This window comes from Actinoplanes sp. NPDC051537, from assembly GCF_055586105.1.
In genome coordinates this window covers 224,025-240,738 of the sequence record NZ_JBVJIU010000003.1, presented here as the reverse complement: position 1 = coordinate 240,738, position 16,714 = coordinate 224,025, and the positions used below count along the sequence as shown (strand labels likewise).

Genomic DNA, 16,714 nt, shown 5'->3' with positions numbered 1-16,714 from the left:
GGACGATGCGTACCCCGATCCTGGCCGCGCTGCTGGCCGCCGTCCTCGCGGCGGTGCCGGCGTGCTCGGCCGCGCCGCTCGCCCTGACCGAGACGGACGTGGCGTCCCTCGGCCGGGAGACCATCCACGTGGGCATCGCCTACGACTCGGCGGGCCGGGGCGACAAGAGCTTCAACGACGCCGCCGGCGCCGGCCTGGACCGGGCGAAGAAGGAGCTGCTCATCCAGGCGACCGAGGTCACCGCGGAGGGCGAGACCGACCAGGGGCGCGCCGCGAGCCTGCGCAAACTGGTGGCCGCCGGCGCGAACCCGGTCATCGCGGTGGGCTTCCTCTACGCCGGCGCGATCGGCACCGTCGCCAAGGAGAACCCCGGCACGCTGTTCGTGATCATCGACGACGACTCGGTCAAGGCGGACAACGTGGTGTCCATGTTGTTCGCCGAGGAGCAGGGCTCGTATCTGGTCGGTGTCGCGGCGGCGCGGGCCACCAAGACCGGGCGGGTGGGCTTCGTCGGCGGCGTCGACGTGGCGCTGATCCACAAGTTCCGGGCCGGGTACGCCGCCGGCGTGCACAGCGTCGACCCCGGCATCCGGGTCGACGTGAAGTACCTGACCCGGCCGCCGGACTTCGGCGGCTTCAGCGCCCCGGACAAGGGCAAGGCGGCCGCCACCACGATGCTCAGCGACGGCGACGACGTGGTCTACGCGGCGGCCGGCGGGTCGGGCTCGGGCGTCTTCGAGGCGGTGGCCGCGCGCACCGGCGCCTGGGCCATCGGGGTCGACTCCGACCAGTACCTCGGCGCCGCCGCCGCGGTCCGGCCCCGCATCCTGACCTCCATGCTCAAGCGCGTCGACAACGGCGTCTTCCAGGAGATCCAGGCCTACGTCAAGGGCGACCGGGTGGGCGGCACCAAGCGGTACGACCTCAAGGTGGACGGCGTCGGCTACGCCACCTCGAACGCGAAGGTCCGGCCGTACGTCGCGGCGATCGAGAAGGAGCGGTTCCGCATCCTGAGCGGCGCGGTGCACGTGCCGTCGAGCTGAGATCAGGACAGGTAGAGCCAGATCAGCGTGCCGGCGATGAGCAGGAGGGCGACGACCGCGAGGATCAGCAGGAGCAGCAGCCAGTTGAAGCCGGAGCCGCGCTCCTGCGCCTGCTGGTACATCGCCGGGCCGAGCTGGCGCTGCGACGGGCGGGCCGGGCGCATCTCGAAGCCGCAGCGTTCGCAGCGGACGCGGGCGATGTCGTTCGGGTAGCCGCAGTTGCGGCACTGCAACTGCTGCTGGCCGCGCGGGGCGCCGTAGTTGCCGGCCTGGAACTGGCGGGTGTCGGTGCGCGGCTGCGGGACCGGCTGGGGCATCACGCGCAGGTTGGTGGCGTCGTCGCCGGCGTTGGGGCTGCGCGGGATCGACTGGGCCTGCGCGTCGTTGTCGCCGCCGCCGCGGCGCAGGAACATGAGCGGGTAGCCGCAGTTCGGGCACAGCTGGTCGCGGTCGGGCTGGACCGGGTTGCCGCAGTCGGGGCAGGGCATCTGGCGGACCGAGCCGTACGTCTCAGGCATTGTCGTCTCCGTTAACGCTGCCGGGTGGGCGGGCGCGGCCGCGCGCGGGCTGGGGCTGGAAGCGGACGTCCAGCTGGATCCGCGCGCCGAGCGGGACCTCGCTCTGCAGGAACGCCATCACCTGCCGCTCGGTGAGGTGTCCGGTGTGGTCCATCTGGACTACCACAACCGGGTCGGGCGGCGGAACCTTGTCGTTGCTGCCGTAGACGCCGCCGGCGTCGATGACCGTCACCCGGGCGCCGGTGGCGGCCTGGAGCAGGGCCTCGACCCCGTAGCGGGTGCCGCGCCAGCCGAGCAGCTTGCCGACCTCGCGGACGAGGCTGCGGCGGTAGTCGGCGGGGTCCGTCGGCTCCAGCATCACGCCGAGCCAGGAGCCCAGGTAAGCCAGCATCTCCGGACTGGCCAGACCGGTGTCCACCTGGTGCTCGATGGCGTCGATCCGTTCGCGTACGGTGTCGTGCACCTGCTCGAAAGCCGCGACGAAGTCGCGCAGCACCGGGTCGGTTCCCATCACCCGGGGCAGCTGCTCGACGAGCCAGCCGGCGCGACCGGTCATTGCTGGACCACCACCCGGTGCTCGTACGACATGAAGAGCGCCTCCGGCAGCAGGCGCAACCGCTGCTCCACCTGGTCGAGCGTGCGCTTGCGGCGCAGGTCGGCCGAGAAGAAGTGCACCGCCTCGACGCCCTGCACGCCGAACGAGCCGTGCAGCACGCCGTAGACGTCACCCAGCCGCAGATCGGTGTCGAACGGCCAGCCCTGCCCGCTCGGCCCGCCGGTCAGCGGGTTGAGATATTCGTAGAGGGCGCGCTCGGCGCGTTCGCGCACGGTCTCGGTGCGTACGCCCGGGGCCGCCCGCACCTCGGCGACCACCTTGACCCCCTGGTACCGCGGCGCGTCGATGCGCAGGCGCATGGTGAGCAGCCGGCGGGGCTCGAGGTAGGCCTTGATCTGCTCCTCCAGCTCCTCGGAGAGCGCGAGATCGTCCAGCGTGAGGTTCTCGGGCGCCACGTCGACCCGGGGCACCACCAGCAGCCGGGCCGGCTCGGCCGGGTTGTCCGGCGGCAGGCAGCGGGCCCGGGCCACGCTCGGCGCCGCGTCCAGGGTGAGCCGCTCGACGTCCTCGGCCGTCACCGCGCGCCGGCCGCCGCGCAGCAGCATCGGCCCGCGCACCTTCGCGTTCTCCACCGTCTCGGCGTCGACCCCGCCGGTCGACGGGTCGAGGTTGGTCACCCCGGCCACGAACGGGATCGAGGTGTGCAGGATGGTGAGCCGGTCGGACGGGACGTTGCCGCGCCGGCCGCCGCCGAAGCGGTACCCGGTCACGTAGATCTGGGAGTCGATCGGCGGGATCGCGCCGTGCTGCCAGACCCGGCCCTCCCGGTCGAGCACGCGCGGCCCGAACCGGATCTCGCCGGTGGCGCCCGACCAGGTGTAGACCTGGTCGTCGTCCTCGGCGTCGGCCAGGTCGGCGACCTCGGTCCACTCCTGCTCCTCGGGCTCGCCGATGCGCTCGTGGCGGGGCAGCACGACGCGGACGGTCTCGTCGAAGCGCCGCGGCAGCACCGGCACCCGGCGCACCTGGAACACCTGGCCGGGCCGGCCGTTGCTGGCGCCGAGCAGCTCGGCCGGGGCCGGCTCGGCGTGGTGGGCCGGCACCGCGCCGCCGAGCGCGACCGCCGAGAGCTGCTCGAGGATCGGCGGGTTGGTGTACTCGGGCTGGCCCTCGACCGCCTGCACCAGCCGGCAGCGCAGCCAGTACGCGCGGCGGGAGCCGATCGCCAGCGCCTCGTGCCGCATCGGCAGCAGCAGGGTCACCTCGCCGGTGCTGTTGAAGCCGGCGCTGGTGTCCTCGAGGATCCGCACGTCCTTCCAGGTCTGCCCGTCCCAGGCCTCCCAGACGCGGGGCGGCCGCCGCGGGTCGACGCCGGCGCCCTCGGGCCCGGTCGTCACGTCGAGCCGCAGCAGGTTGCCGCCGGCCGAGTCCTGGAGTCCGAAGTAGACGGCCTCGTCCACCTGGAGGGTCGGGAACAGCTGGACGGTCGCGGCCTCGCGGCGCAGCTCCTCCCAGTGGTCGGCGTACCGGTCGCCGGCGTGGGTGAGGCAGGCGACCAGCTTCGGCGGGGTGACCTGGAGCTCGGAGTCGGTCAGGAAGACGATCGGCGCCTCGTCGTCGCGGCGCTCGGTGCTGACCTGGGTGCCGGCCGGGACGCGGACCACGTCGTCCCGCGGCGCGGTGAGCCGGAACAGCAGGTCGGCGCGGGCGGGCACGGCCGAGAACAGCTCGACGCCGACCAGCTCGAGGAACTTGATGTAGAGCCGGTCGGGGACCTGGTTGAGCCGGTACAGCGTCATCTCGGTCATCCAGGCGAACAGCTCGACGAGCGCGACGCCGGGGTCGGAGACGTTGTGGTCGGTCCAGTCGGGGCAGAGCCGGTTGATCCGCCGTTTCGCCTCGTCGACGATGTCCTGGAACCGGCGATCGTCGAGATCGGGTGCGGGGAGACTCATGGCGCCGGCTCCTCGGTCGGAATCGTGTAGAACGGATAGACCAGATTGCGTACGTCGTTGGTGGCGCGCACCCGGTAGGCGACCGTGATGTGCACCGTCCCCGTCTCCTGCTCGGGCATCGAGGTGACCGACTCGAGCTCGATCCGCGGCTCCCACCGTTCCAGGGCCTCGCGGACGGCCCGCTCGATCAGGCCCAGGGTGCCGGCCGTGAGCGGGGCGAACAGCTGCTCCCACATCGAGCAGCCGAAGTCGGGGCGCATGACCCGCTCGCCCGGCACGGTGGACAGGATCATGCGGATCGCCGCGTCCACCTCCTCGGTGCCGGTCACCAGGCGGACGCTGCCGTTGCGGTTGATCGCGGCCGGGAACGCCCAGCCGTTGCCGATGAAGTCGTCGCTCGCCATGGCCGTCGTCCTCACGCGACCAGCACGTCGGGCGACCCGGCGCTGATCACGCTGGTCGGGGCGTCGACCGGGTCGTTGCAGGTCGCGACCTGGTCGCCCATCCGGGCCAGTGGCTTGCCGTTGACCAGCACGGTCGGCGAGCCGATGATCACGGTGCCCTGGTTGGTGGGTGGCCGCTGGAACGGGAACGGCGGGATGTGCGGCGTCTGCTGCGATTTGCTGCCCTGGGTGGCGGCCGGACGGCCGTTGATCAGCACATCGGCCGACAACGACAGGGCGAGCTGGCCGGCGTACGGCAACGGGGTGGGAGTCGGCACCGGACCGCCCGGCGAAGGCACCATGAGAATGTGGATGTCGGTCCCGGTGACCGGGTCGTTCTGGCGTGCGGCCGGCTGCGGCATGGTCGCCCCTCCCCTCAATTCAGCTTGATCGGTTTGCCGGACGCGGTGAGCGGGCCGGACGCGGTGATCTCGACCTGGGCGCCGGAGAGCGCGAGCTTCGACGTCGCCTTGATCTCGATGTTGGTGGCGGTCAGGACGAGCTTCTGGTCGCCGATGACCGACGACTCGGACTTCTCCAGCCGGAGCAGGCAGGGCGAGCCGCCGAGCAGCAGCTCGATCTGCGGCTTGTCGTCGTCGAGGATCAGCCGGGAGTCCTTGCGGGAGACCAGCATCCGCTTCTTGACCACGCCCCCGGCGATCGAGCCGGGATCGGGCGGCGCGTCCCGCCGGTTCCACAGGCCACCGAGGATCACCGGGCGGGTGGTGTCGTCCAGCTCGAAGCCGACCAGCACCTCGTCGTCGACCTCGGGGATCCATTGCAGGCCGCGCTCCTTGCCGCCGCCCGGCGTGGCGATCCGCGCCCAGGCGCTCTCGTCGTCCTGCGAGAGCGTCGGGAACTTCACCCGCACCCGGCCCAGCTTCTCCGGGTCGTCGTTGTTGGTGACGATCCCGACGACCAGCCCCGACCAGCCTCGGCGTTCCTCGCTCGCCGCCCCGCCGGTGAGGTCGGCCAGACCGGCCGGTTCCTTTCCACCACAGACGAAACGGGTGAGGTACGGGCGGGTAGCACCGTAGGAATGCTCCACCCCGGTGACCCGGTAGTCCCCCGTCATCCTCGAACCGACACCCTCGACGTGCACCTTGGCGCCGGCTCCGATCAGCGGGTCGCCGGCCGCCTCGCCGCGCAGCACCACCTCCTCGCCGGAGACGCGCAGCAGCAGCGATCCGGCCAGCGCGTCGGCCTCGGCCTGGTCGGTGACCGGGAACTGCCCGGCGTTGCGCTTGACCCGGCCGAACGCGCGGCGGGCCGCGTCCGCCATCTCCTGCGCGGCCGGGGCGTCGGTGCCCGGGTCGGTGGTGTCCGAGCGGCCGGTGATCGCCTCCTTGCCGAGCTGGTCCCAGCCGCGGATCTCCACCTCGTCGCTGCGCTCGGCGGCCGAGAAGCGGGTGCTGAACCGGGACAGGTTCTTGCCGTAGACCAGCTTGGGCGGGGTGGCGGTCGAGCGCGGGGTCTTCTTGAAGTAGAACTTCTTGTCGCTGACCCAGACGTCGAAGCCGATCCGGGCGGCCCGGCGGCGCAGGAAGGCGTAGTCGGTCTCGCCCGCCTGCAGAACGTACTCGTGGGTGGCGCCGGTCGCGTCCACCTCGGCGTCGAGGCCGTACTCGCCGGCGATCCGGGACGCGATGTCGGCGTCGGTGATCCGCTGGAAGCTGCGCGACTTCGGCACCCGGGCCAGCCGGTGGGTGAGGTCGAAGCCGGTGACGATCAGCTCGTGCCGGCCGGAGATGCCCGGCTCGACGCTGATCGCGGTGACCTCGCCGGTGGTGACCACCATCGGGTCGCCCTCGGCCCGGAACGCGATCTCGATGCGGGTGCCGATGGTGAACTGGCCCTTGTCGAACAGCTCGAAGTGCGCGTCGTCGAAGTGGATGGCGAAGTAGTCCGGCAGCAGCACCGACTCCTCCACCCGCACGAGCGCGACCTGCGGGTAGATCTCCGGGGCGAGCGGCCGGCCGTCCACGGTGATCACGACACCGTCGAGCCGGCGCTTCTCCTCAGCCACGGCGCCGCACCGGCAGCTCGGGAATGATCAGCAACGCGCCCGGCTCGAGCGCAAGCGGGTCGACCACGTTGTTGGCCTCGGCGATCAGCCGCCAGCGGGTGGCGTCGGCGTAGTGCCGGGCGGCGAGCCGGTCGAGGGTCTCGCCGTGGCCGAGCCGGTGCACGGTCTGCAGCGACGGGGTGTGCGAGGTCGGGTTCTGCAGCGGCTTGATGGCCTCGTCCTCGTACTGCTTGAGGGAGAGGTCGGCCTTGGCCCGCAACGGCATGCCGTTGGCGGCGAAGTAGGTGAACTTCAGCGTGAGGCGCTCGACGACGGCCTTGAACGAGGTGAGCGGTCCCCAGTGGAACGTCACCCACGGCGGCCGCGCCTTGTTGCGGCTCTTGTCCGAGCCCGGCAGCTTGGGGTCGACGGTCACCAGCGCGAGCAGCTTGTCGGTGTACGCGGTGACGCTGGTCCCCTTGTCGGTGGTGTCGAGCGTGATGCTCAGCGCGAGCGTGCCCGGCTGCCCCGCCGAGAACTTCAGCAGCGGCGAGTTGTTGCCCTTGCTCTCGGCCGCGTTCCACGACGCCGACTTGGTGATCGTCAGCTCGGACGGGTTGAACAGCAACGGAATCACTCCGTTGTTCTCGGTCCGCAACTCGGCCTTCGCCGGCGCGCTCGGCACACCCGCCATCAGAACACCCCCGCCCATCGGCCGCCGCGCCGCTCGATCTCCCGCAGCAGCCGGCGTTCCACGATCTCCACCACCTGATCCGGGTCGAGCGCCTTGGCCGCACCCGACACCGCCCCCGCGACACCCTGGACCGCGCCCTGGGCCGCATTGGCCACGCCGCCCACCGCCTCGCTCGCCGCCGACATCGCGCCGCCGGCCGCGTTCTCCACATCGGACACCACGCCGCCCAGCGCACCCTGCGCGCTCGACATCGCCCCGCTCAGCGCGCCCTGCGCGCTCGACATCGCCCCGCTTGCCGCCCCTTGCAGGCCGTCGAGCGCGCCGCCGGCCGCGCTCCGCAGACCGGAGAACGCGCCGCCCATCGGGCTGCCGGCCGCCTCGATCACGGCCTGCCGCGCCGCCCGGGTGGCGACCTCGGTCACCCCGCCCAGTCCCCCGCCGCCGACCGGCAGCGAGTCGACGATGCCGGCGCCCATGCTCTTGCCGGCCGCGAGGGCCTGCCGTTCGTCGTCGTCGAGCAGCGCGGAGGCGCCGTCGAGCAGGAAGCGCGGCCGCCGGACCGGGCTGCGGGCGTGGGTCAGCTCGTGCGCGAGCACGGCCGACACGGCCGGCCCGGACGGCGCCGACGGAAGGTGCACGACGGTCCCGGTGGTCGCGCCGAGCGCCCCGGCGGCGGCGAGGGCGCGCCGCGTGTTGGGACCGGTCGTGAACAGCGGCGGCCGCGCCCGCCCGGTGATCGCCGAGGCCATCGCGTGAAACGCGGACGGCAGCGCCCGCGGAGCCTCGAGCGGCCGCGACGCGATGGCCGCGTCCCACCGTTCCCGCGGGCTCGGCGGCGCGGCCCGCTGCGGCTCGACGGTGACGGCGCCGGTCGGGTCGGGCACGTTGCCGGGCGGAAGCGACGCCGACCCGAGAACCCGATACCGGCCGGCCCCGTCCGGGTCGCTCACGGTCGGCCCGCTGACGGGTCGCGCGAGCAGTGGCTGCCGCCCGGCGCCGGGAAGCGCTTCGATCTGGTCGCCGGGAGATCCGGCCCGGGCCGGCCGGCCGCCCGGCGTGGTCCGTGCCGGGTCGCCCAGCACGAGCTCGCCCGGGCCGTGCGCCCGGTGAGAGGTGCCGTGCCCGCTCGGGATCGGCCCGCTCGGTGCCTGTGGGTGGCCGGTCGAGCCGGTCGTCACCGTGTGCCAGCCACGCACCCGCAACTGATCGGCAAGCCCCGCGCCGACGGGCGGTGACGCGTCGGCGCCGGCCCCTGGCAGCGACCCACCGGCATTCGGCGTGCCCGCGCCGAGCGATCCGGCACCCGGCGAACCCGCACCCAGCGATCCGGCACCCGGCGAGCCCGCACCCAGTGAGCCCGCACCCAGCGACCCGGCGCCCCGCGTGCCCGCACCGATCCCACCCATTCCGGGCAAGCCGGCGCCGGCCGCTCCGGTGCCGAGCGCTTCGATCCGGGAGGTTCCGCTTGTGCGCGTCTCGCCGCGCGACGTCCCGCCGTCCGTCATCCCCGCCGATCCGCCGCCCGGCGGCGAAACGGCCGAGGACGGCCCGCGGCCCGGCGCCATCCGCGACCCGGCGCCGGGCGCCGATGCGGTGCGTGCCGAGCCCGCCAGCAGACCGCCCGGCCCGGGGCCCATCGAGAGCTCGTTGCCGGGCCGCACATCGGGGCCGTCCGGGGGCGCGCCGATCAGCGAACCGCGCGCACCGCCGATCAGGGACCGCCCGGTGAGTCCGAACTCCCCCGGCCGCCCGCCGATCGCACCGGCCGGGTCGCGGCCCGCCGCAATCCCGCCCGGAAGAAGCGCGAGCCGACCACCCGGCCCGCGCCCGTCCGCGCCACGACCGTCCGCGCCGAGACCACCCGGCCCGCCGTGCGCCCCGCGACCGCCCGGCCCGGGCCGGGCCGCGCCGCGATTGCCCGGCCCGCCATCGTCGGCGCCGCGACCGCCGGCCCCGCTGCCGTCCGCCCGGCGGCCGGTGGGCGCGCCGCGACGGCTCGACAGCGACGCGAGCGTCTGGCGCCCGACCGAACCCGGCCCGTGGCCATCGCGGCGTCCCGGCGTCGGCCCGTCGCCGCCGGCGGGCGACACCGAGCGCGCGGCGCGGAGCGCGCGGTACCAGCGCATCAGCGACCACGGCGCCCGCACGCGCAGCCCGTCGGCCAGGCCCGCGCCCACCGGCGGGACGCCCGTGGCGCCCACCGTGGAACCGGTGAGCCCCGGCCTCAGAGACCGGGGCAACAGTCGGGCGACAAAGCGGCGGAAACCCTCACGTCGCGGCCTGGAAGCCACTGTGGCACACCTCCAGTTCCTCGATCGCCAGGTCCCGGGAGGAGGCGGCCAGGCGCGGGCCCGACCACTTCACCGGCTTCACATCCGTCAGCGACCAGGTGCGGAACGGCTTTCCGGCCGCGTTGAGCACGCTGATCGACCCCGTCTCCGGGACCACCTTGTTGCCTTCGCCGTTCAGGCCGGCGCCGGAGAACTTCAGCAGCCAGGTAAACAACGCGTCCGAGTCGGTCAGCCCGCGCTTGAGCACGATGTTCGGCCAGCGCATGCGGCCGAGCAGCTTGTGCGTGTACGCGTTCTGCCCGCCCTCGGTCAGCTCCTCCACGTCGATCGACACCGCCAGGCCGGTCACCTCGGTGAAGGCCCCGATCTGCAGCGTGCCGATCTTGAAGATGAACTTGCCGACGAAAGGCGGGTCGATCGTGTGCGCCTCAGCCACCCGTCACTCCTTGCCATGCGCGTTCGTTCAGGCCGCCCACCTCACGCAGGAGGCGGATGCGGTCACCGTGTTCCAGGTCGAGCAGCCGGTCGAAGTCCCAGTGCAGGTGGTACGCCAGGAAGGCGATCTCCTGCCAGAGCTCGTCGTGCGCGTAGTGCCCTAACCCACCTCCACTGACGCCGGCGGGAAAGGGGCGCCCGGCTCCAGGGCCTCGAGAATGCTCGGATCCTGGAAGTTGATGATGCGGTACAGGTCTTGCAGGTACGAGAAGTCGGAGACGAACAGGGACTCGATCGTCTTCGTGGTGACCCGGGAGACGGTGCCGAGCTCGGTGACCACCCGAGCCAGCACGATCACCGTCGCGTACGCCTCGTTCTCCTTCACGCGGCCGTCGCGCAGCGGCTCGATCTCGTCGCGCGCGCAGGCCAGTCGCATGACGCCGGTCTTGTGGAGCGTGCCGTCGTCGTCCACGAAGCCCTTCGGCAGCGTGAAGGGGAACTCGGTCTGGAGCCCGCTCATGCCCGGCGCAGCCCCTCGTGGGTGATCGTGACCTTCTCCGTCGCGATCTCGTTGCTGCCGGCGTCGAGCTCGGCGCCGGTCCACTTGGAGACCCAGCCGCGGTCGAAGTCCCAGCGGGCGACCTCGGTCTTCATCGAGTCCTTGATCACGATCGAGCCGTTCCGGCGGGCGGAGTCGACATCGCCGTCCTCGACCTGCTTGCGCCACTCCCACAGGGCCTTGGACTCGTCGATCCGCCGTTCCAGGGTGATGTCGCTCCACTTCATCGCCCCGGGCACCTTGCGGATGATCATCTTTCCTTCCTTGGTGGCCTCCTTGTACTCGATGGTCTCGGTCTCCGACTCGACACCCGAGCACTTGCGGAAGCTCGCCATCTCCACTCCGTCGACCTCCAGGACGAAGTTGAAGCTGGTCATCAAATCAGGCATTGCGGCCTCTCCTCAACCGATAGACGACGGACTTACTCGCTTGCGGCTCCGCCGCCCTGCCACTGACTGATCCGGAAGATCACGAACTCGGCCGGCTTCACCGGCGCGATACCGATCTCGACGATGAGCTTGCCCTCGTCCACCGAGGACGCCGGGTTGTTGCTCGCGTCGCACAGCACGTAGAACGCCTGCTCGGGGGTCGCGCCGACCAGTGCCCCCTGCATCCACAGGCCGCGCAGGAACGACGTGATCGTGCGCTTGACCCGCTGCCACAGGTCGTAGTCGTTGGGCTCGAAGACCGCCCACTGGGTGCCGCGCTGGATCGACTCCTCGACGAAGTTGAACAGCCGGCGGACGTTGATGTAGCGCCAGCTCGGGTCGGTCTTGGCCAGCGTGCGGGCACCCCAGATCTTGGTGCCGTAGCTGCCGAACGAGCGGATGCAGTTGACCCCGTCGGGGTTCAGCAGGTCCTGCTCGCCGCTGGTGATGTCGGACTCGAGGCGGACGATGCCGCGCAGCGCCTCGTTGGCCGGCGCCTTCCACACGCCGCGGGCCGCGTCGGTGCGGGCCCACACGCCGGCGACGTGGCCGGACGCGGGGACGGTCAGCTGCAGCTCGCCGTTGGTGGCGCCGGGCCGGGCCAGCGGGTTGCTGATCACGACGTTCGGGTAGTAGAGCGTGCCGAACGCCGAGTCGCGGGCGAGGCGGGCGCGCCACTCGAGGGCCCGGGTCGCGTTCAGCCCGGGCGGCGTGTCGAGGATGGCCATCTTGTTGTGGCTGGACTCGCAGAAGTCGATGAGCTGCTTCTGCGCGCCGAGGAACATCTCCTCGTCGATGCTGCCGTCGTCCTTGGTGGCGACCGTGATCAGGTCGGGAATCGCGACCATCGTGACGTTCTCGGCGATCGCGAGGCCCTGGTATCCGGTCCGGTCGCTCTCGTTGCCGACCAGGTCGGCCGGCGTGACCGACTTGCTGGAGACCGGCGGGGCCTCGAGCGTGTAGCGGCCGGGCGCCGGGGTGCGCTCGGCGAGCGACGCGCCCTGCAGCGGCTGCACCTCGATGCGGACGAACTTGGAGCGGTCGTTGACGGTCTTCTCCACCGTGCGGGCGCTGCGGCCGCTGAACTGCAGGCCGCCGAGCTCCTCGCGCAGGGTGCCGCCCTCGTAGACGCGCAGCGTGTACTCGCCCGAGCCGTTGCTGGACGGCGCCTCGCCGCCACCCTCGCCCTCCTGCGGCGGGGCCGGCGGCGGCGGGACGACCTCGACCTCGAGGTTGCGCCCGGGGTCGACCGCGGACAGCTGGAGGCTGGGGGTGTCGGGCTTCTCGGCGGTGGGCAGCGTCAGCGTCGGCCGGCCGCCGGTGCTGTCGTCGCCGTCGGTGGTCGGGATGCGGCAGACGTACGCCTTGCCGCCACCGTTCTCGAAGAAACCGCGGACGGCGTGCGGCAGCATCGCGCCGCGCACGAACCCACCGTAGATCCGCTCGTACTGCGGCCAGCTCGTGACGAGCTGTGGTTTGACGCCGGCGGGGTCGGTCGGATCGCCCTGCTCGACGTCGTAGCGCTCGGTGAAGCCCACGAACGCGGCGACGGCGGTGCCCACCCCCTCGATGGGCATGGAACCGCTTGGTTGCTCCTCGATGTAGACGCCCGGTGCACCATACGACGCGGCCATGAAGTCTTCCCCCTGTCAGGCCTGCACCGCGCTGGTCAGCAGCGCGGGGTCAAGGTCGGATTCGTAGAACTCCCCGTAGTGCAATGGCGGGAACACGCGCATCAGCGGGTGCTGCGACGAGCAGGCCACGACCTTGACCCGCGGGAACCGGTGCACGATCACGTGCACCAGGTCGCCGGTCGAGCGCAGGTCGAGGTCCAGCACGATCACGTCCGGCAGGGCCTCGCACAGGCTGGCGAGCACGTCGCCGCCGTTGGTGTCGACGAGCTCGATGCCGTCGACCCGCAGGATCTGCTCGAGCCCGAGGCGGTGCAGGGCCTCGAAGTCCCCCATGAGGACCCGCGTCATCGCCTCACCCCCGAAGAAGCCACCCGCCTGAAAGAAGCCACCCGCTCGAAGAAGCCACCCGCTCGAAGCGGTATTCGCCACCGGGATGAGCCTGCCTCGCGTATGCGCGTGGTCATAAGGTCCGGCGGTGCAGCCTTAGGTGCAGCCGTGGCGCCGGGTTCTTGTGCCGACGGTGCCGCGCCGCCGAAGCTGGCAGGCAGGAGGTGGGCCGGTGAAGCTGTCCGCACGGGAGGGCCCCATCCCGGATGAGCAGCCGGATCGGCCCGCCAGCGCGATCGGTGACCCGCCAACGCGTACATCCGCAAAAGCCGGCAATGTCGCCCTGCAGCGAGTGGCATCCGGTTCCGCGCCCCGGCACAACGCCGGCCTCGAAGGTCTCGCCGGCGGCGGCAGCCGCGCGATGGCCCGGCTGATCACCCAGCCCAAGCTGCGCATGAGCAAACCCGGCGACGTGTACGAGCGGCAGGCCGACGCCGTCGCCGACGGCATCACCAGCGAGCCCCTCGAGTCGGCGCCCGCGATCTCGCGGCTGGCCGCCCCGGGCGCGGACGCGGGTGAGCCGCCGGAGACCCCGCCCGGGCTGGAGCAGCTGATCGCCTCGCCCGGCGGCGGATCGCCGATCCCGCCCGAGGTCCGCGCCCGCATCGAGCAGTACCTGGGCGTCCCGATGGCCGGCGTGCGCGTCCACGGCGACCCGGCGGCCCAGCGCGCGGCCGCCCAGCTCGGTGCCCGCGCGTTCACCTCGGGCGGGCACATCTTCCTCGGCGCCGGCGAGTCGGCCGCCGACCTGCCGCTGATGGCGCACGAGGCCACGCACGTCGCGCAGCAGCAGATCGGCGTGTTCCGCGACTCGGGCGGCTTCCTCTCCGGCGCGGTCGCCGACCTGGTCCGCACCGTTCCCGGCTACGACATGCTGACGGTGGTGGCCGGCTACGACCCGATCGCCAACCGCAACGTCGAACGCACCCCGGAGACGCTGACCCGGGGCGTGCTCGGGCTGGTGCCGTTCGGCAACGTGGTGGCCGGCAAGCTGATCGAGCTCGGGGTAGTGCAGGGCGCGTACCGGATGATCGATGACGGGCTGCGCGAGCGGAACCTGACCCTGCAACGGATTCAGGGCGAGGTCGACGCCGCGTGGAAGGAGATCGACCTCACCGACCCCGAGGGCGCGCTGACCATCGTGCGGCGGCACGTGAGCGGCCTGTACGCGGACGCGCTGTCGTTCGTGCGCGGCATCATCGACGCGATCGTGCAGCTGATCCGGGACGCGGCCGTGGGGCTGGCGGAGAAGTACCTGGTCGGCACCCCGGTGTGGGAGCTCGCGAAGAAGGTGCTGCACCAGGATCCGCTGCGCGGCACCCGGGTCGAGGCGACCACAGTGGAGATCATCGCCGACTTCCTCACGCTGATCGGCAAGCAGGACGCGCTCGCCCAGATGCGCGAGCGCGGGACGCTGCAGAAGACGGCCGACTGGCTGGACGCGCGGATCGCCCAGTTCCTCGGCATCCTCGGCGAGCTGTCGGCGCTGTTCCAGGCCGGGTGGGAGGCGATCCAGCCGGCCAACATCGCCGATCTCGCCTCCAATGTGGAGAAACTCGCCGCGCAGGCGAAGGGGCTGATCGCGCGGATCGGGGCGTTCGCCTCCGAGGTGCTCACCCAGGTCGTCAAGCTGATCAAGGACGCGCTGCTCGACTGGCTGGGCAGCGAGGCCGCGAAGATGCGCGGGTACCGGCTTCTCACCGTGATCCTGGGCCAGGATCCGGTGACCGGCAAGGCCGTGCCGCGGACCGCGGAGAACCTGATCGGCGGGTTCATCGCGTTGTTGCCGGGCGGCGAGGCGACGTATCAGAAGCTCGCCGAGGCCGGGGTGATCGCGGAAGCCGCGGCCAAGATCGAAGGAGCGATGTCGCGGCTGGGGATCAGCCTCGACATGATTGTTGGTACATTTCGGGCAATCTGGGACTCGCTGTCGCTCGAAGACCTGGTCAATCCGCTCGGCGCCTTCGTGCGCATCCTCGACAAGTTCGGCGAGCCGCTCGGGCGGATCGTCGAGTTCGCCGGCGAGGTGCTGAAGGTCGTCATCACGCTGATCCTGCGGCTCATGAACTTCCCGCCCGACCTGCTGGGCAGCATCATCGACAAGGCGATGGCCGCGATCGAGGACATCAAGCGCGACCCGGTGTCGTTCCTCATGAACATGCTGGAGGCCCTCAAGCAGGGCTTCATCGGGTTCATCGACCGCGCGGTCGGCTACCTGCTCGACGGGCTCGCCGACTGGATCTTCCGCGGGCTCGGCAAGCTCGGCATCCAGAAACCGCCCGATCTGTCCTTCGGCTCGATCCTCACGCTCGTGCTCCAGGTGCTCGACGTGACCGCCGACAAGCTCTGGAAGAAGCTGGGCGACCAGATCGGCCACGACGTCGTCGACAAGATCCGCAAGGGGCTCTCGATGGCCGAGGGCGCGTTCGACTTCGTCAAGGACGTGGAGGAGAACGGCGTCGCGGCGATCTGGAAGCACGTCGAGGGCCAGCTCGGGAACCTGTGGGACATGCTGCTCGGGATGGTCAAGGACTGGATCGTCAAGGAGATCGTCGAGAAGGCCACCGTCAAGCTGCTGTCGATGCTCGACCCGACCGGCATCATGGCCGTGGTCAACAGCGGGATCGCGTTCTTCAAGGCGGTCCAGTCGGTGATCGACTACGTCCGCGAGATCCTCATGATCATCAACGACTACGTGACCACGCTGGCCGCGATCGCCGCCGGCAACGTGACCGCCGGCGCGCAGAAGGTCGAGAAGGGACTGGCCTCGGCGGTGCCGGTGGCGATCGGCTTCCTGGCCAACCAGGTCGGGCTGGGCGACGTGCCGCAACAGCTGGTGGAGCTGATCGGCGGGCTGCGCAAGCTCGTCGACGAGGCCCTCGACTGGCTGTTCAAGAAGGCCGTCGACCTGGGCAAGGCGGCTCTCTCGGCCCTGGGCCTGGGCGGCGCCAAGGATCCGGCCGAGGACGAGAGCGGCCCGTGGGATCCGCCGCGGGTCAAGGCCGCGGCTCGCAAACGCGTCGCCGAGCGGCTCAAGTCGCCGCACGAGCGGCACGGCGTGGACGAGATCCTGGCCCAGATCCTGGCCGAGTACTCGAACCGCGGCCTGGTCAGCCTCACCCTCGGCGAGCAGACCGAGAAGGGCATTCCGGTGATCGCGGTGGCCAGCCCGCCCGAGGAGCTGGTGCTGCTGGCGCCGCCCCGGCGGGCCGTCCGGATGGTCGCCACCCTGAAGGTCACCGGCAATCCGCTGGCCGGCGTGACCCCGCAGCCCGGCCGGCAGTGGAACGCCGACTCCGGGTGGCAGGGCCTGCCCGCCCCGCTGCCGCCGACCACCACCGAAGGCAAGGGCGGCACCCCGCGTACCACCTCGGGCGGTTTGTTGTTCGCCCCCGAGAGCGCGGAACCGGACACGGTGCAGGTGCTGACCTGGAACACCGGCGAGCTCGACTGGCGGGTCACGAGCAACGGCAGCCACGCCGAGCCGCAGTTCGTCCAGTGGGCCATGAAGCAGGAGAACCGCCAGCTGCTGGCCCGCGCGGTGAGCCTGACGATCGACATGTTCGACTGGAACCCGTGCGCGCCGTGCGCCGAGGACCTCAACCGCGTCAAGAACTGGATGCCCCAGACCGCGACGGCGACGCTCTGCTACCGGGAGGCGTACCCGGGCACGAACGGCATCCCGCTGCTGACCGGAAACGGCTGGAGCGTCAACCAGACGGGCGCCGCGCCGGCCGGCGGCCAGCAGTTGGTCGCCCAGCCTTGA

15 protein-coding genes and 1 pseudogene are annotated in these 16,714 nt (G+C 71.8%); 2 read left to right on the top strand and 14 right to left on the bottom strand.

The features are described 5' to 3' along the window. Nucleotides 1-5: 5 nt before the first annotated feature. Nucleotides 6-1,043 carry a BMP family lipoprotein gene (locus tag ACZ6TB_RS08020; protein WP_465551888.1) on the top strand — a complete coding sequence of 346 codons (1,038 nt, stop codon included), beginning with the start codon at nucleotides 6-8 and terminating at the stop codon, nucleotides 1,041-1,043. A 2-nt stretch (nucleotides 1,044-1,045) separates the two neighbouring features. Here ACZ6TB_RS08020 and ACZ6TB_RS08015 read toward each other — a convergent pair whose 3' ends face one another. The 14 genes and pseudogenes from ACZ6TB_RS08015 to ACZ6TB_RS07950 form a co-directional block, all read right to left on the bottom strand. After that, a complete protein-coding gene (locus ACZ6TB_RS08015; RefSeq protein WP_465551886.1) occupies nucleotides 1,046-1,561 on the bottom strand; it encodes a zinc ribbon domain-containing protein in 516 nt (171 codons plus the stop codon). Continuing rightward, nucleotides 1,554-2,117 carry a phage tail protein gene (locus ACZ6TB_RS08010; RefSeq protein ID WP_465551884.1) on the bottom strand — a complete coding sequence of 188 codons (564 nt, stop codon included), beginning with the start codon at nucleotides 2,115-2,117 and terminating at the stop codon, nucleotides 1,554-1,556. Before ACZ6TB_RS08010 ends, ACZ6TB_RS08015 begins: the two co-directional genes overlap by 8 nt. Beyond that, nucleotides 2,114-4,072, bottom strand: coding sequence for a putative baseplate assembly protein (locus ACZ6TB_RS08005; RefSeq protein ID WP_465551882.1), 1,959 nt, complete (start codon nucleotides 4,070-4,072; stop codon nucleotides 2,114-2,116). The genes ACZ6TB_RS08010 and ACZ6TB_RS08005 overlap by 4 nt, the downstream gene beginning before the upstream one ends. Next, the gene (locus ACZ6TB_RS08000; RefSeq protein ID WP_465551880.1) at nucleotides 4,069-4,476 is read right to left on the bottom strand and encodes a GPW/gp25 family protein; all 408 of its coding nucleotides are present in this window, start codon (nucleotides 4,474-4,476) and stop codon (nucleotides 4,069-4,071) included. Before ACZ6TB_RS08000 ends, ACZ6TB_RS08005 begins: the two co-directional genes overlap by 4 nt. Before the next feature lie 11 nt (nucleotides 4,477-4,487). Further along, complete coding sequence (locus ACZ6TB_RS07995; RefSeq protein ID WP_465551878.1) at nucleotides 4,488-4,877, bottom strand: PAAR domain-containing protein; 390 nt, start codon at nucleotides 4,875-4,877, stop codon at nucleotides 4,488-4,490. A 14-nt stretch (nucleotides 4,878-4,891) separates the two neighbouring features. After that, the gene (locus ACZ6TB_RS07990; RefSeq protein ID WP_465551876.1) at nucleotides 4,892-6,541 is read right to left on the bottom strand and encodes a VgrG-related protein; all 1,650 of its coding nucleotides are present in this window, start codon (nucleotides 6,539-6,541) and stop codon (nucleotides 4,892-4,894) included. Then, nucleotides 6,534-7,214, bottom strand: a complete 681-nt coding sequence (locus ACZ6TB_RS07985) for a CIS tube protein (RefSeq protein WP_465551874.1) — start codon at nucleotides 7,212-7,214, stop codon at nucleotides 6,534-6,536. Before ACZ6TB_RS07985 ends, ACZ6TB_RS07990 begins: the two co-directional genes overlap by 8 nt. Further along, complete coding sequence (locus ACZ6TB_RS07980) at nucleotides 7,214-9,415, bottom strand: eCIS core domain-containing protein (RefSeq protein ID WP_465551872.1); 2,202 nt, start codon at nucleotides 9,413-9,415, stop codon at nucleotides 7,214-7,216. Before ACZ6TB_RS07980 ends, ACZ6TB_RS07985 begins: the two co-directional genes overlap by 1 nt. 67 nt (nucleotides 9,416-9,482) lie before the next feature. Next, on the bottom strand, nucleotides 9,483-9,941 hold the full coding sequence (locus ACZ6TB_RS07975) for a phage tail protein (RefSeq protein ID WP_465551870.1): 459 nt from the start codon (nucleotides 9,939-9,941) through the stop codon (nucleotides 9,483-9,485). Further along, nucleotides 9,934-10,083 (bottom strand): annotated as a pseudogene (locus ACZ6TB_RS07970) (DUF6760 family protein); the annotation flags it as partial. The gene ACZ6TB_RS07975 and the pseudogene ACZ6TB_RS07970, both read right to left, overlap by 8 nt. A 17-nt stretch (nucleotides 10,084-10,100) precedes the next feature. Next, a complete protein-coding gene (locus tag ACZ6TB_RS07965; RefSeq protein WP_465551868.1) occupies nucleotides 10,101-10,460 on the bottom strand; it encodes a hypothetical protein in 360 nt (119 codons plus the stop codon). Next, the gene (locus ACZ6TB_RS07960; protein WP_465551866.1) at nucleotides 10,457-10,888 is read right to left on the bottom strand and encodes a phage tail protein; all 432 of its coding nucleotides are present in this window, start codon (nucleotides 10,886-10,888) and stop codon (nucleotides 10,457-10,459) included. Before ACZ6TB_RS07960 ends, ACZ6TB_RS07965 begins: the two co-directional genes overlap by 4 nt. Before the next feature lie 32 nt (nucleotides 10,889-10,920). Continuing rightward, nucleotides 10,921-12,561, bottom strand: coding sequence for a phage tail sheath family protein (locus tag ACZ6TB_RS07955; protein ID WP_465551864.1), 1,641 nt, complete (start codon nucleotides 12,559-12,561; stop codon nucleotides 10,921-10,923). Between the two features lie 15 nt (nucleotides 12,562-12,576). Then, nucleotides 12,577-12,909 (bottom strand): response regulator, encoded by a 333-nt coding sequence (locus tag ACZ6TB_RS07950; protein ID WP_465551862.1) that lies wholly within the window; start codon nucleotides 12,907-12,909, stop codon nucleotides 12,577-12,579. A gap of 331 nt (nucleotides 12,910-13,240) precedes the next feature. Here ACZ6TB_RS07950 and ACZ6TB_RS07945 point away from each other — a divergent pair, with 331 nt between their 5' ends. Beyond that, entirely contained in the window at nucleotides 13,241-16,714 is a 3,474-nt protein-coding gene (locus ACZ6TB_RS07945; protein WP_465551860.1) for an eCIS core domain-containing protein, read from the top strand.